Source organism: Flavobacterium erigeronis, from assembly GCF_054075165.1.
In genome coordinates this window covers 489,048-504,070 of record NZ_JBSKGP010000004.1, presented here as the reverse complement: position 1 = coordinate 504,070, position 15,023 = coordinate 489,048, and the positions used below count along the sequence as shown (strand labels likewise).

General features: G+C 35.0%; 7 protein-coding genes. 4 read left to right on the top strand and 3 right to left on the bottom strand.

The window, feature by feature from the left end; translation table 11 throughout:
* Nucleotides 1–272: 272 nt before the first annotated feature.
* A complete protein-coding gene (locus ACWA1F_RS10885) occupies nucleotides 273–1,289 on the bottom strand; it encodes a proline iminopeptidase-family hydrolase (protein ID WP_456893771.1) in 1,017 nt (338 codons plus the stop codon).
* Between the two features lie 187 nt (nucleotides 1,290–1,476).
* Here ACWA1F_RS10885 and ACWA1F_RS10880 point away from each other — a divergent pair, with 187 nt between their 5' ends.
* Both ACWA1F_RS10880 and ACWA1F_RS10875 read left to right on the top strand, forming a co-directional pair.
* Nucleotides 1,477–9,081, top strand: coding sequence for an HYR domain-containing protein (locus ACWA1F_RS10880; RefSeq protein ID WP_456893770.1), 7,605 nt, complete (start codon nucleotides 1,477–1,479; stop codon nucleotides 9,079–9,081).
* Between the two features lie 3 nt (nucleotides 9,082–9,084).
* A complete protein-coding gene (locus ACWA1F_RS10875; protein ID WP_456893769.1) occupies nucleotides 9,085–10,002 on the top strand; it encodes a PorP/SprF family type IX secretion system membrane protein in 918 nt (305 codons plus the stop codon).
* Here the strand turns inward: ACWA1F_RS10875 and ACWA1F_RS10870 are convergent, their stop codons facing one another.
* On the bottom strand, nucleotides 10,003–10,644 hold the full coding sequence (locus ACWA1F_RS10870) for a response regulator (RefSeq protein ID WP_306161078.1): 642 nt from the start codon (nucleotides 10,642–10,644) through the stop codon (nucleotides 10,003–10,005).
* A 12-nt stretch (nucleotides 10,645–10,656) separates the two neighbouring features.
* A complete protein-coding gene (locus ACWA1F_RS10865; RefSeq protein ID WP_456893768.1) occupies nucleotides 10,657–12,846 on the bottom strand; it encodes a tetratricopeptide repeat-containing sensor histidine kinase in 2,190 nt (729 codons plus the stop codon).
* Between the two features lie 301 nt (nucleotides 12,847–13,147).
* Here ACWA1F_RS10865 and ACWA1F_RS10860 point away from each other — a divergent pair, with 301 nt between their 5' ends.
* Together ACWA1F_RS10860 and ACWA1F_RS10855 are read left to right on the top strand one after the other, a co-directional pair.
* The gene (locus tag ACWA1F_RS10860; protein WP_306161074.1) at nucleotides 13,148–13,597 is read left to right on the top strand and encodes a PepSY-like domain-containing protein; all 450 of its coding nucleotides are present in this window, start codon (nucleotides 13,148–13,150) and stop codon (nucleotides 13,595–13,597) included.
* Nucleotides 13,598–13,918: 321 nt separating this feature from the next.
* Nucleotides 13,919–14,947 carry a LacI family DNA-binding transcriptional regulator gene (locus tag ACWA1F_RS10855; protein WP_306161072.1) on the top strand — a complete coding sequence of 343 codons (1,029 nt, stop codon included), beginning with the start codon at nucleotides 13,919–13,921 and terminating at the stop codon, nucleotides 14,945–14,947.
* Nucleotides 14,948–15,023 lie beyond the last annotated feature (76 nt).

Below are 15,023 nucleotides of genomic sequence, written 5' to 3'. Positions count from 1 at the left end.
TAAAACCCTATCCGAACCGGATGGGGTTTTCTGTTTTATATGTCTTTCTAGAAGTATCCTGCTCTTCTGAAATCCCAAAATTAGACCTTATTCAATGCCGCGCTGCGTTAGGGATGCAAACGGCATCTCCCGATTTGGAAAAAACAAGGCTTTTTAGCCGCAGTTTTTGCTAATCGGGAATCAGCGGACAGCCCGGCCCGTAGGGAACGTCATAATTATAAATAGAATGTTTTTGTGTTATTGATAATGAGTTCTTTATGTTTTTTTTTTGTTTAGAATTTTTTACTGTCAACGTCATTAATAAACTGAATTACGCCATTCATAAATACTTTTTGATCGTCCCACATGGCTAAATGACTACCGTTTGGACAGTATAAATAATGCCCGTTTTTTACTAATTTACTTTGTTCTTCCATTGCTTTTGGATCCATAGTGTCATATTTTGCACCTATCATTAGGGTTGGAATTGTAATTTCGTGTAATCTGTTTTTGATATTCCATTTTGCTAAGCGACCGCTGATACCAAATTCACTTGGTCCTTGCATAAGGGTGTAGATTTCTCCGTTTACATGTTTACTTGCTCGGTTCAATCCATCTGGCCATTCTTTTAATCGGCATAAATGCTCTTTATAAAAGTTTGGCAGTAGTAACTCCATATAGCGTGGATTAGCAAAATCTTTTTTGGCTTCTAAATCTCTTATTTCATTTAATACTTCAGGTTTCATTTGTTTAGCCAAAACCTCATCAGCATATTTTCCATACTCTGGCGCGCTTGCCATCATATTCGCGACAAGCAAACCTTTCATATTTTGCTGGTATTTTAGAGCATATTCCATAGCTAGAATTCCGTCCCAAGAGTTTCCTAGAACATAAAAATTATCTTTATCAGCATTGATTGCTTTTCTAACTTGCTCAACCTCATCTACAAATCTGTCGATTGTCCATAGTGAACTGTCTTTTGGCTGATCGCTGTAATAGGAACCAAGCTGATCATATTCATAAAATTCAAATTCTTCTCGTTGAAAAAAGGTTTCGAAACATTCCATGTATTCATGTGTCATTGCTGGTCCTCCATGCAGGAGAAGAACTTTTATTTTTGGATTATTTCCAAAACGTTTGGTCCAAACTTTAAATTCTCCGATTGGCGTTTTTATGGGAATCATTTTAACTCCTCCCGATTCGACACTCTCATTATTATAGGTAAAATAGTTTGAAAGTGTTGATTTTTGATTTTCGTTTTTGCACGAAACCATTAGTAAGAGTATTGCGCAAGCAGTAATAAGTTTCATCTAGTTTACAATTAAGGGTTTAAACTAAATTACAAATTATTATTAAATGGATAGCATGTCTGTTTTTTTAGAACATAAATAACTAGAAGTTTAATTTTTCAAATGCAAAAATCACTATTTATAGTGATGTGTGAATTTTTCTTCAAATATATTTTTGCCACTTATTAAAGGCTTAAAATATATTTGGATGAATAGTTTTAAAAATGCATTAGAAAACAAAACAAAGGTTTTTATTTTTTTCTTTCTGTTTACGGGAATATTTGTTTGTTATGGTCAGGATAAAGGAATTATTGCTGATGCTAGTTTAAAATATTCAATTGAGAAAGGAGTAGTTTATTCTAATACAGAGAAATCTGTTGTTTTAAAACATTTAAATTCGAGTAAAAAAAGCTCGAAGACATTAAAAATGGCGGCTGATATAACGCCTCCTTCGATAACTTGCCTGTCTAATAAGCAGCTCGCATGCGGAAGTTTAGTACCCAATTATTTAGACGAGTTAATTGTTACTGATGATTCGGGTGGAGATATTTATTTGACACAATCGACTGGAGGCACGAAGTTTTATGATGGTATGAGCATTGTCTTTACTGCTAAAGATGAAGCTGGGAACGAAAGCAGCTGTTCTATAATTATTACAGCCTTGACTCCAGATGTTACGCCGCCAACATTTAACTGCCCAACGAATCTGACCTTAAATTGTGGAGATGTATTACCAAACTATGCAACTAATCCAATGATGAATCTTCAGGATGATTGCAGTATCTCGGTTTCTTGGGAAATGACACCTGCTCCCGGAACTCCTTTTTATAATGGAATTCCTGTTCAGATTAAATATACAGACCCATCCGGAAATTCTTCGTTTTGTAATTTTAATGTAACACAGGTAACACCTGATAATATTCCGCCCACATTAACCTGTCCTAGCAATCAAATTCAAAATTGTGGATCTTTTTTGGCAGATTATAGAACTTTAGTAACTGGATACGATAATTGTTTGGGCAATTTAACTGTTTCGCAAAGTCCACTTCCAGGAACTATTTTTACTTCTGGTATGACAGTAACCTTGACTGTAAGAGACGTTTCTAATAATGCTTCAACTTGCAGTTTTATTGTAAATGCTTCGGCAGATACTTCAAATCCTATAATAACTAATTGCCCGGGTAGTCAGACATTAGCAATTGGGGATGCTATTCCTGATTATTCGGGCTTAATTAATGTCACCGATAATTGTGACTTAAATCCTAGTATAGTACAAACACCTGTAGCTGGAACAATTTTTTCAGCAGGATTAACGGTTGTCTTGACTGCTAATGATATTTCTGGAAATACAACATCTTGTACTTTTCCTCTAATTGCTTCTGGAGGAGATCTTCCTCCTGTATTATCTTGTCCGTCAAATATGCAATTGTACGCAAATTCAACATTACCCAATTATGTTTCTTATTTAACGGCTTTGAGTGATGATAATACTGATAATTTTGATTTAGTTTTTACCCAAACTCCCCCCCAAGGAACACTTTTTACAGGAGATACTAATGTTACTATTACTGCCAAAGATGCTTCAGGAAATACAAATTCCTGCACTTTTTTAGTTAAACTAAAAAACATCAAACAAGATATTGATTGTAAATCAACTTCTATTAATGTTAATAATTTATATGGAGGCAATGGATTTTCTATTTATGGTGAAATATTAGCCAGAGAAGCAGGTTCTAGTGTCAAAAATGCTGGAGATGTAAATGGAGACGGAATTCCAGATTTAATAATTGGTGCTCCCGGAAATTATACTACTAATTATGGCTCTTCGATGGTTTATAAAACCATACCCGGTGCTGCTTATGTGGTATTTGGAAAGGCCTCTGGAGTTAGCCCTAACATAGATTTGGGTTTATTGGATGGTACAAATGGTTTTGTAATAAGAAACGATACCCCTTGGACAAATTTTCCTCTTACGGGATATGATGTAAGCAGTGCTGGAGATATAAATGGAGATGGAATAGGAGATTTTATGATTAGTGATCCTTATCGTTCGTCTTCTTATGGACCCGAAGTAGGGCATATTTATGTCATTTTTGGAACTAGTGCTGGTTTTCCGGCTGAATTTAAAATTTCGTCATTAAACGGATCCAATGGCTTTTCTTTCATAGGAAATGAAAATTATGCGGGTATGGGAGTCAGTATCGATATCGTGGGTGATATTAATTCTGATGGTTTTCAGGATATCGGAATTGTGACTAGTGGCTCTGGTGCAGGAAATGGCAAATGCTATGTAATTTATGGTAAGGCAGGTGGATTTCCCGCAATATTAAGAAATTACGAACTTAATGGTGCGAATGGTTTTAAAATTGAAGGTGATGCAACTGTTGGTAAAGTAGGCAGATCGGTTTCAGGGTTGGGAGACGTTAATGGAGATGGAATTCCTGACTTTGCTTTAGGCTCTTATAACGGATCAGATCAAAAGCGCAAGTTTGTTATTTTTGGACGTTCAACTAATTTTCCAGCTAGTTTTAATGTTACTGCTCTAAATGGATCAAACGGATTTATTATAGAAAATTCTTTGGAACCTTTGGACAGTTCCACTACAGTAAAAAAAGCAGGTGATTTGAATGATGATGGCATGAATGATCTTTCTATAACAGGAAGATATGTTTTATTTGGAAGAAATTCTTTCCCTGCTATAGTAGACTTAAAAGACCTTAACGGAAGCAATGGCTTTAAAAATGATACAGGAAGTGAAAATCTTCATGGATATGCCGGTGATTTTAATGGTGATGGTATTGATGATTATTTTGTGCATATTTTTTCGCAAACATGCATTTTTTTTGGGAAAAAGATTTGGCCAGCCAATGTGAGTCAAACTACAGATAAGAATTTGAAAATTGTATCTGATTTTCTTTCTGAATACAGTGCCAGTTATGCGGGAGATCTTAATAATGATGGAGTTAGTGATTTTGGCATCGGAAATTCTTACGATTCTTACGGCTCTAATTTTAAAGTAAATTACAATCCTGGAAAAGCTTATGTTATTTTTGGTAAAAATACCATAGATACTGAAGATCCCGTAATTACCAATTGTCCTGCCGATCAAAAATTAAGTATTGGGGATTTAATTCCTGATTATGCAAAATCTATAACCGTTACAGATAATTGTGATACTAAACCGGTAATTATGCAATCGCCGGCTGCTGGTTCTGTATTTGATGGCACAACCCTAGAAATAGTTTTAAAAGCAACTGATACAAGCGGGAATGCTTCAGAATGTAAATTTAAAATAGAATTGTTGACTACTGGAAGTCCTGTAATTGTTTGTCCGACAAATCAGGAGTTATATGCCAATTCGTTTTTGCCCAATTATGTGCCCTTTTTAGAAGATGTTAGTGATGATGTCACGCCAAGTCATGAATTAACTTTTACGCAGACACCTCCTGTAGGAACCGTATTTACCACAGATACTGATGTTACAATAACCGTTAAAGATAAATCTGGAAACGAAAGTTCCTGCACTTTTTTAGTAAAATTAAAAACTAAAACCTTTGATTTAGATTGTAATACAACCGAAATTGATGTAACAGAATTAAATGGAAGCAACGGCGTAATTATCTACGGAGATAAAGGTGGTAAAAAAGCGGGTTTTACGACTAGTAATGCAGGAGATATTAATGGAGATGGAATTCAGGATTTTCTTATTGGTGCAATAAATGAGGGATGTTATGTCATATTCGGAACTTCGTTGGGATTTCCTCCTAATATAAATTTAGGGAAACTGAATGGGATTGACGGATTCAAAATTTTTGATGATGCCGTTACTCCGCCTTCAGAATTTGCTTATGATGTCAGCTCTACAGGAGATATAAATGGAGACGGCATTGATGATTTGATGCTTAGTGACCGTCAGAAAAGAAACGAAGCGAAGAATTTTACTGGGGCAATCTATGTTATTTACGGAAAAAAGACAGCGTTTTCAGCACAATTCCCTATTTCAGTTATAGATGGAAATAACGGATTTAAAATTCTCGGGGACACTAAAGATGAATTTCTGGGATCAGCTTTAGTTAATATTGGTGATTTCAATAATGATTCATATAGCGATATAGCCATTTTATCTGCCAATGAAGGATCGGGGGGAATTAAAAAATGCTATGTGATTTTTGGGCGCAGTTCTAATTTTCCTGCTTCCGCTACAATTGATCAGCTTATAACTTCTCCTTCCTTTGTAATTGAAGGTGATGTTGGACAAACAGTCGAAGCTTCAGGCGACATCAATGGTGACGGTATAGCCGATCTAATTTTTTCAGGAGATTATACAAAGTATCGTTATGTGGTTTTTGGGTCTTCTAGCTTACCTTCAAAAATAAATACTTCAAGTTTAAACGGATCAAATGGTTTTAGAATAGAAAATTCGGCAACTACACTCAACACAAGTCAGTATTATCAGGTTAAGGCATTAGGAGATTTAAATGGAGATACTTTTAAAGATTTAGCCATCGATAATTATATTTTATTTGGAAAAGCTTCTTTTTCATCGACTGTTGATTTAAAAGATCTAGATGGAACAAATGGTTTTAAAATTGATGCCTTCATGTTAGATTATCTTGATTTCTACACAGGATATGGCGATTTTAATGCAGATGGTTTGGATGATATGGCAGTCGTTTATATTAACAATATTTATATTGTGTATGGTAAAAAAATCTGGAGCCCTAGCATTAAAATTCAAGACTTAAACGCAGCAGAAGCATTAAAAATAAAAATTCGTTATGCAGCAAATTACAGTATAAGCTATTTAAAAGATATAAATAAAGATGGAATTGATGATCTTTTAATTGGAAGTACCAATCAAACCTATACATCTGATCCAAATGAAGAACCTGGCATTTCGTATTTGATTTTTGGAAGTAAATATACAGATCTAACACCTCCGGTAATTAGTAATTGTCCGACCAGTCAAGTTTTGAATTCAGGAGATTTAATTCCGGATTTTACAAAGATTATTACAGTTAAAGACAATTGTGACGTCAAACCTCAAATTACACAAACCCCAGTGGCAGGTTCAGTTTTTGACGCAAGTGATGTAGAAGTGCTTTTAACAGCAGTTGATGCAACAGGAAACCAATCAGAATGTAAGTTCATTATTTCGAGTACAGCAGATACAACACCGCCAGTAATAACTTGTATTGTAGATCAGACAACTGCCTGCAATACAAAAGTAATTCCTGATTTCACAAATCTTATTGCAGTTACTGATGCACAAGATGCAAATCCTTCACTAACACAAAATCCAATTGCGGGAAGTCCGTTCACAGAAGGAATTACTATTTCAGTTACAGCAAAAGACATTTCGAATAACGAATCATCTTGCAGTTTTAAAGTTAACGCTTCCGCGGATGTTACAGCGCCTGTCATAACCTGCATCGGAGATCAGAGTTTATCATGCGGAGCTGTAATTCCAGATTATACCGCTTTAATTACGGTAACGGATAATTGCGATTCTTCGCCAATTCTAACACAAAATCCAATTGCGGGAAGTGCTTTTACAGACGGAATGACCGTAACCATAATAGCAAAAGACATTTCGAATAACGAATCGTCTTGCAGTTTTAAAGTTAACGCTTCCGCGGATGTTACGGCGCCTTTAATAACCTGTATCGGAGATCAGAATTTATCATGCGGAGCTGTAATTCCAGATTATACCGCTTTGATTACGGTAACGGATAATTGCGATTCATCGCCAACTTTAACTCAAAATCCAATTGTGGGAAGTGCTTTTACAGACGGAATGACCGTAACCATAATAGCAAAAGACATTTCGAATAATGAATCATCTTGCAGTTTTAAAGTTAACGCTTCCGCGGATGTTACAGCGCCTGTCATAACCTGCATCGGAGATCAGAGCTTATCATGCGGAGCAGTAATTCCAGATTATAGCACTTTGATTACGGTAACGGATAATTGCGATTCATCACCAATTCTGACACAAAATCCAATTGCGGGAAGTCCGTTCACAGAAGGAATTACTATTACAGTCACAGCAAAAGACATTTCGAATAATGAATCATCTTGCAGTTTTAAAGTCAACGCTTCCGCGGATGTTACAGCGCCTCTAATAACCTGTATCGGAGATCAGAATTTATCATGCGGAGCTGTAATTTCAGATTATACGGCATTAATTACTGTAACAGATAATTGCGATGCATTGCCAATTCTAACACAAAATCCAATTGCGGGAAGTGCTTTCACAGAAGGAATGACCATTACAATTACAGCAAAAGATATTTCAAACAACGAATCGTCTTGCAGTTTTAAAGTTAACGCTTCCGCGGATGTTACAGCGCCCGTCATAACCTGCATCGGAGATCAGAGCTTATCATGCGGATCAGTAATTCCAGATTATAGCACTTTGATTACGGTAACGGATAATTGCGATTCATCACCAATTCTGACACAAAATCCAATTGCGGGAAGTGCGTTCACAGACGGAATGACAATAACCATAACAGCAAAAGATGTTTCCAATAATAGTTCAATTTGTAGTTTTAAAGTAAACACTTCCGCAGATGTAAGCGCGCCAGTAATTACTTGTATCGGAGATCAAACATTATCATGTGGCACTATAATTCCAGATTATACGCCTTTAGTTACAGCAAATGATAATTGCGACACTTCGCCAATAATTACCCAGACACCAGCTGCGGGAAGTGCTTTTACAAACGGAATGGCGATAACCATAACTGCCAAAGACGCATCAAACAACGAGTCGTATTGCACATTTAAAATCAATGTTTCTGCGGATGTTATAGCACCTCAAATGACTTGTATTGAAGATCAAAATGTCAGTCTAGGAGCGGTTTTATCAGATTATCGTTCGCAGATTACTGCAACAGACAATTGTGATTCAAATGTAACGATCACACAAACACCAGTCGCAGGAACAAATGTTACAGATGGAATGAGTGTTACGATGAATGTTTCTGATAACAGTGGAAATTCTGCCTCTTGTTCGTTTAAAATCAACCTAATGCAAGACACAGAAGCACCAGTTTTTGCCTGCATTGAAGATCAAGTTTTTGATTGCAACGTCAGTACAGTTCCAGATTACACCAAAATGATTTTTGCAACAGACAATACCGATCCAAATCCAGTAATTATGCAGACACCAACTCCAGGAAGTGCATTTTCTGATGGAATGTCGATTACTATAAAAGTTTCAGATAAAAGCAATAACAGTTCTAGCTGTTCTTTTCTACTGTATACCAACCCCGTTTTAGTGGATCTTGGAGACGATTTACAAATTAAAGAAGGCGAATCGACTCTGCTTTATGCTTTGGCATTACAAAACGGAACTTTCTCTTGGTCGCCTTCAACGGGTTTGAACAATAGCAAAATAGGAAATCCAATTGCAAAACCTACAGAAACTACAACGTATAAAGTGATTTTTACCAATGAAGACGGCTGTCAGGCAGAAGATTTTATTACCATAACAGTTATTCCAACAGCAAAAGACGAAACAAAATATGGTTTTTCTCCAAACGGAGATGGCATCAATGATTTTTGGGAAATTGACGGTATAACCGATTATCCAGAAAACGAAGTGCTGATTTACAGCCGTTGGGGAGATTTGGTTTTCCAAACTAAAGGTTACGATAATGCAACAAATGTTTTTAGCGGAATCGCCAATAAGAGTAGAAATTTAGGCGCCAGCCAGCTACCAGAGGGAACTTATTTCTTCGAAATCCGCACAGAACAGCCCAATCATTTTAAGAAAACCAAGGGATATCTTGTTTTAAAACGTTAATTCATGAAAAGTAAAATCAATATAATCTTAGCTTTATTTATACTAATCATTTTTTTAGAAAGGGCTTACGGACAGCAAACTCCAGTTTTTTCCAGTTATAATTACAACGCCGTTCTCATCAATCCTGCACACGCTGGCTATTATAATGATATTGATATGGTTATGACTACAAATGGCTATTTTAATTCAGTTGACGGAAGTCCAAAAAACTTTGATCTTTCGGTAAATAAATTAACTTGGGGCGAGAAAATCGGTTTGGCAGCAGGAATTTCATACGACGAGATAGGAGTAACGAATACCACAACTTTCTTCACATCTTATTCCTATAAAATCTATTACGATTCTGAATATAAAAACGGAAAATGGTGGGCGTATGATCCATCTATAATTTCATTTGGAGTTACAGCAGGAGGAATGCTTTACAACGAAAACCTGACAAGACTGGGAATAGAAAACGATCCAGAATTTCAGGAAAATGTAAATAGTTTTACACCCACTTTTGGAGTCGGATTTTTATACAACCGCGATCAAATCTATTTCGGATTATCATCGCCAAATCTATTGAGTTCTGCATTTAATTCAAATAACAATACGAACTTAAAAAACGTGTATTACAGTTATTTCGGTTATAAATTCTTTACCAACCGTTTTGAAGAAATCTTGGTCAACCCAAGCGTTTTGTTCAAATATGTAGAAGGAGCGCCCTTTCAGGCCGATTTGAATCTTTTAATCAATTACAAAAATAAAGTAGAATTTGGCGGCGGTTACAGAACATCGCAAACGTTGAACTTTCTGGCCGGTTTTCATCTTTCAGATAATTTTAGGGTCATCTGCACGTACAATAAATCAATTGACAATGTAGTGATTCCAGACACTTTTGGATTAGTTTTAAATTACAGATTGGGAAAAGGATTTGAGTAATTAATCGACCAAACCATTTTCAACTGCGTATTTTACAAGACCCGCCGTATTTTTAGCATTCAATTTCGATAATAAATTACGGCGGTGCGTATTTACGGTATTCAAACTAATAAAGGTTTTTTCGGCAATCTCAGCCGTATTATATTCTTGGGCAATCAAAACCAAAATCTCTTTTTCACGCGAACTCAATTCAGTCAAATTTGAAACCTGTTTTTCAATTTTTGAACTATTCAAAAGATATTTTTCTTCGAGTTCTTCAGCAAAATAATTCTCACCCGATGCAATTGTATTGATCGCTTTCAGAAGTTCCTCTTTTTCGGCATTTTTCAATAAATAACCATTCACGCCAATTCGAATTAATCTCGAAACAATCATCACATTACTATGTGTGCTTACAATCAGGATTTTTACATCAGGATGCTGTTTTTTTAGAATCTTACTCAATTCAATACCATCCATTTCTGGCATACTGATATCCAAAATAATAAAATCGACAACGCCTTTTTTCACAATTTCAAGCGCCTCGATTCCGTTTACCGCTTTGTCAACAATTGTAATATTCGGTTCTTGTTCCAGCAGTGAAATAATTCCCTGCAAAAACATGGTGTGATCGTCGGCAATAAGTAGGTTAATACTATTCATTCAACAAATATATTAGTTGCTTTTCAATTCGTCAAGCTGATTTTTTAAATCAATTCCTTTTACTTTGGCTTTAATTTTCTGTTCCAAAACCGGGATTTCGATATTCACAATCGTACCGCGTTTCAATTTAGAATCAATTACAAATGAGCCTTTTAATTTATGAATTCGGCTTTCGAGATTGATAAAACCAATTCCTTTCGAATGATTTTCGGTTTCAAAACCAATTCCATTATCTTCAAACAAAAGATTTAAAATATTCTCAATATAATTCAGCTGAATTTCAACTTCAGAAGCTTTGGCGTGTTTAATTGTATTCGTCAAAAGTTCCTGAATCATTTTAAAAACTTCAATTTGAATATCCTCATTCAATTCATTAATTTCCTTTTTTGGATATGGAATAAATGCAATTTTGAGCTGACTCGCTTCGCTGATATTTTTCAAATACGAATCAACCACTTCCAAAAACTTATTTTGGCTGAATTTCTTCGGAAGAAGCGAATGCGAAATACTGCGAACCTGCTGATACGTCTCGTCAAGCTGTAAGCTAATTTTTTGAACATTAGAAAAATCAGAAGCACTTAAATGATTTACTTGCAGTTTTATAGCCGCCAAATTCCCGCCAATACTGTCATGAAGTTCCTGCGAAATGCGCTGTCTTTCATTATCCTGCCCGCTGATCGAAGCTTTTATCAATTCCAATTCCTGTTCTTTTAAAATGCCGTCGATTTTTTGCGAACTAATTTCAGCTTGTTTGATATTCAGCAAACGCTGTGCTTTAAGACGTTTATAATATTGAAATAAAAGTCCCGTAATCGGAATCAGGAAAACTAGAAATCCAGCAATAGTAAAAAATCTAATTTTCTTCTGCTGATCAATTTCCAAAGTTTTCAACTGTTGATCTTTCTTTAAAAGCGAAATCTCATTTCGTTTTTTATTCGATGAATTCTGAAAAGCCAGAATCGTATTTTCATTGTTTTTCTTCGAAATTTCCTCTTGAAGCAACATATTTTCCAAAGCTTCTTCCTGATTCGCCAAAGCTAATTTTTTGGCTTCATTTTCAAATTTCAAAACCTCAATTTCTTTCTGTTTCTGTGCTGTTTTGTATTTGACTTCAAGTTCGTTGATTTCTTTTATTTTTTGAAGATTATAAATCGAATCTTTTACACGGGTTGATTTTTCGAAAAACGAATACGCACTTTTATAATCATCTTGTAGAATGGCAATTTTTCGCAATTCATCATAAATGGAACTCTGATTTTGAAGCAGTCCGAAATGAACCGACTTTTGAAGCGCTTCAGAAAATATCAATTTGGCATCTTGGTATTTTTTCTGCGAAATATAAACATCACCAATACTGCTTCGCGAAACAATCGATAACTGATTTAGTTCACTTTTATCAGCAATGGAAAGCGCTTCTTGAAACATTTTTAACGCTTCCTGGGATTTGTTCTGAAGCTGATAATTCTCGCCAAGTCCCAATAAAACAATAACTCGTCCCTGATTATTATTTGTTTTTTCGCAGAGTATTTTTCCTTTTTTATAAAAAATATTCGCATTTTCATAATCCTTTAGCTTCGAATAAAGATCACCAATATTAATATAACTGCCCAAAATGATTTCGGTATCCGCTTTGTATTCCAGACATTGTTTAAACAATTTCAAAGCATTATTATAATCGCCCAATTCGCTGTACGTTTGCGCTAATCCGTGTGTATGCGTATAGAAAAGATTTTGTTCGTTATACTTTTGCGAAACTTCAATGCCTTTAATATGCCATTTTTTACTTTCGTTAAGCAATCCTCTTTTTTTATAATTGATTGCCAATAAATTATAGCCGAGTGAAAAAAGTCGATTCTTCAAAGAATCATTAATAGCCGTATTGTATTTTAAAGCCTGATTGGTATAAAAAATAGAAGAATCGATTACCGCCCTTTTATTAAAATAATAAGCCAAGAGCAAATTGGTTCGGGCAAGAGCTCGGTTGTCTACTTTCGATTTGAGAATTAAATGCGCTTTTTTATAAGCCTTTTTCTCTTCGCCTTTATTGTACAAATCGTAAAGCGCAAGCGTGTTTTTATCTTCTCTAATGGGAACTGGCTTTTTGGAAACGAAAGCTTTCTTCTTACCTTCAATCTGAGCTTGCAGAGCGAATGATAAAAAGAGGAAGAGCAATAAAAAAAGTCTTCTGAACCAGATTTCCATAACATTTGTTTTCTACTCAAACAGAAGAGATGAGTAATTTAAAGTCTTGTAAATTTGGGATTTATAAGATTAAATCAGTTTTTGAATAAGCGATAAAAGTACTACAAAAGAATTGAAAAATCTTTTCTAAAAATAAAATTTTTGAATGAAGTTGTGATATTATGAATCGTTTTGAAATGATTTCAATTTGCTGTAAATTAAGTAATTATCTGTGTTTCGAAATTCTAAAAGTTTCTTAAATAGATTTGAATGTATTTTTTCTTGTCGTAAATTAGTGAGAGTATACTTAAAAATTTAAACGATGAAAAACAGAATATTTTTAGCCATTGCATTGTTATCGTTAACAATCTCGGCCAGCGCACAAAAGAAAATCGAAGTCACGGAACTGCCAAAACCGGCACAGGAATTTCTGCAAAAACACTTTAGCGATGTTGCTGTAGAAAGTGCTCAAAAAGACGCAGAACATGGAGAAAAAGGATACGAAGTAAAACTAAAAGACGGCACAGAAGTAGAATTCTGGAAAGACGGTTCGTACCGTGAAGTTGATGGAGACGATAAACCAATTCCGACTGCATTTATTCCGAAAGAAGTAAAAGATTATGTGGCGAAAAATTATCCAAACGAAAAAATCACCCACATTGATTACGGACACAAAGATCTCGATGTAGATTTAACCAACGACATCGATTTGGAATTTACCAAAGATGGCAAAATCCTAAAAGACAAGAAAAATAACATTGGTAAAAAATAGTATAAGATTAACTGTTACTATAAAATTTTTAACACATAGATACATAGTTTTTTTGGAGCTTAAGAAAGGCGTTTCACTTTTATTAATTCACATAGCTATGTGTTAGAAACTAGTTTCTTTCAATCATCTTTTTAAATTGGTAAAAAAAATCTATGTTTCTATGTGTTGAAATTATACATTTTGAATAGTTACGCAACGCATTGAAAAAAATAGAAATGTCCTCAATACTTCGTTGAGGACATTTTGTTTTTTTAGCCAATTTTCGAAAAGATCATCTTGAGAGAAAATAGTTTATATTTACATCTTCTATTTATTTGATTTATGGAAGAAAATAAACATGTCACGATTTACGATATAGCCGAAAGACTTAATTTGGCTACGTCTACGATTTCAAGAGCTTTAAAAGACCATCACACCATAAGTGATAAAACCATAAAAAAAGTCAAGAAAACTGCTGAAGAAATGGGATTTGTTCCGAACACTTTAGCGGCAGGATTGCGTGGCAACAAAACCAAAACAATTGGAGTTTTAATTCCGACTGTTACACAGCCTTTTTTGTCATCGCTTATTAGCGGCATCGAAATTACAGCCCAAAAATCAGATTATACGGTAATCATTATGCAGTCGCACGACTCGTATGAAGAAGAAGTGAATATGGCAAAATCCTTGTACAGCAATCGTGTAAGTGGTGTCATTTGTTCGCTGGCAATGGAAACGCGTGATACGTCACATTTTCATCAATTCTCAAATAACAATATTCCATTAGTTTTTGTCGATCGTGTGCCTAAAGATTATAATACTTTTAGAGTCGTAATCGACAATTATACAGCAGGTTACAAAGCCACGAAACACTTGATTGAGCAAGGCTGTATTCGAATTGCACACATTACAGCAGGATCAGAATTAGGAAATTTATATAACGAAAGAAAAAGAGGTTATATAGAAGCTTTAAAAGACCATAACGTTGATATTGACGAAAAACTGATTATCAATTTAAATTCAGTTACCTACGAAGATGGTGTAAAAGCAAGCAATGCTTTGTTTGACTTAGATCCAATTCCCGACGGACTTTTTGCTCCTGGAGATATTCTGGCCGTAAGTGCCGTGCAGACCGCTAAAAAACGCGGTATAAAAGTACCGGAAGAATTTAAAGTAATTGGTTTTAACAACGACCCAATTTCGCAGATCATCGATCCAAATTTATCGACAATCACGCATCCCGCAGAAAAAATGGGGAAAGCTGCGGCAGAAATCATAATCAAAAACCTAAAATCGGCTAAAAATGACGACGCCAAAGAAATTACTTTTTTAAACACAGAAGTACTGGCGAGAGAATCTACGCAGAAGTAAAATCTTATTAACTGTGATAATCGCATAGAGTAGAATCTAAAATCGATACTCAAAAATCTAAAATTGAACCTTACTA

Excerpts from the sequence above, each read along its gene's own strand:
- ACWA1F_RS10885 (WP_456893771.1), bottom strand. The coding sequence starts at position 1,289 with ATGAAACTTATTACTGCTTGCGCAATACTCTTACTAATGGTTTCGTGC.
- ACWA1F_RS10880 (WP_456893770.1), top strand. The coding sequence starts at position 1,477 with ATGAATAGTTTTAAAAATGCATTAGAAAACAAAACAAAGGTTTTTATT.
- ACWA1F_RS10875 (WP_456893769.1), top strand. The coding sequence starts at position 9,085 with ATGAAAAGTAAAATCAATATAATCTTAGCTTTATTTATACTAATCATT.
- ACWA1F_RS10870 (WP_306161078.1), bottom strand. The coding sequence starts at position 10,644 with ATGAATAGTATTAACCTACTTATTGCCGACGATCACACCATGTTTTTG.
- ACWA1F_RS10865 (WP_456893768.1), bottom strand. The coding sequence starts at position 12,846 with ATGGAAATCTGGTTCAGAAGACTTTTTTTATTGCTCTTCCTCTTTTTA.
- ACWA1F_RS10860 (WP_306161074.1), top strand. The coding sequence starts at position 13,148 with ATGAAAAACAGAATATTTTTAGCCATTGCATTGTTATCGTTAACAATC.
- ACWA1F_RS10855 (WP_306161072.1), top strand. The coding sequence starts at position 13,919 with ATGGAAGAAAATAAACATGTCACGATTTACGATATAGCCGAAAGACTT.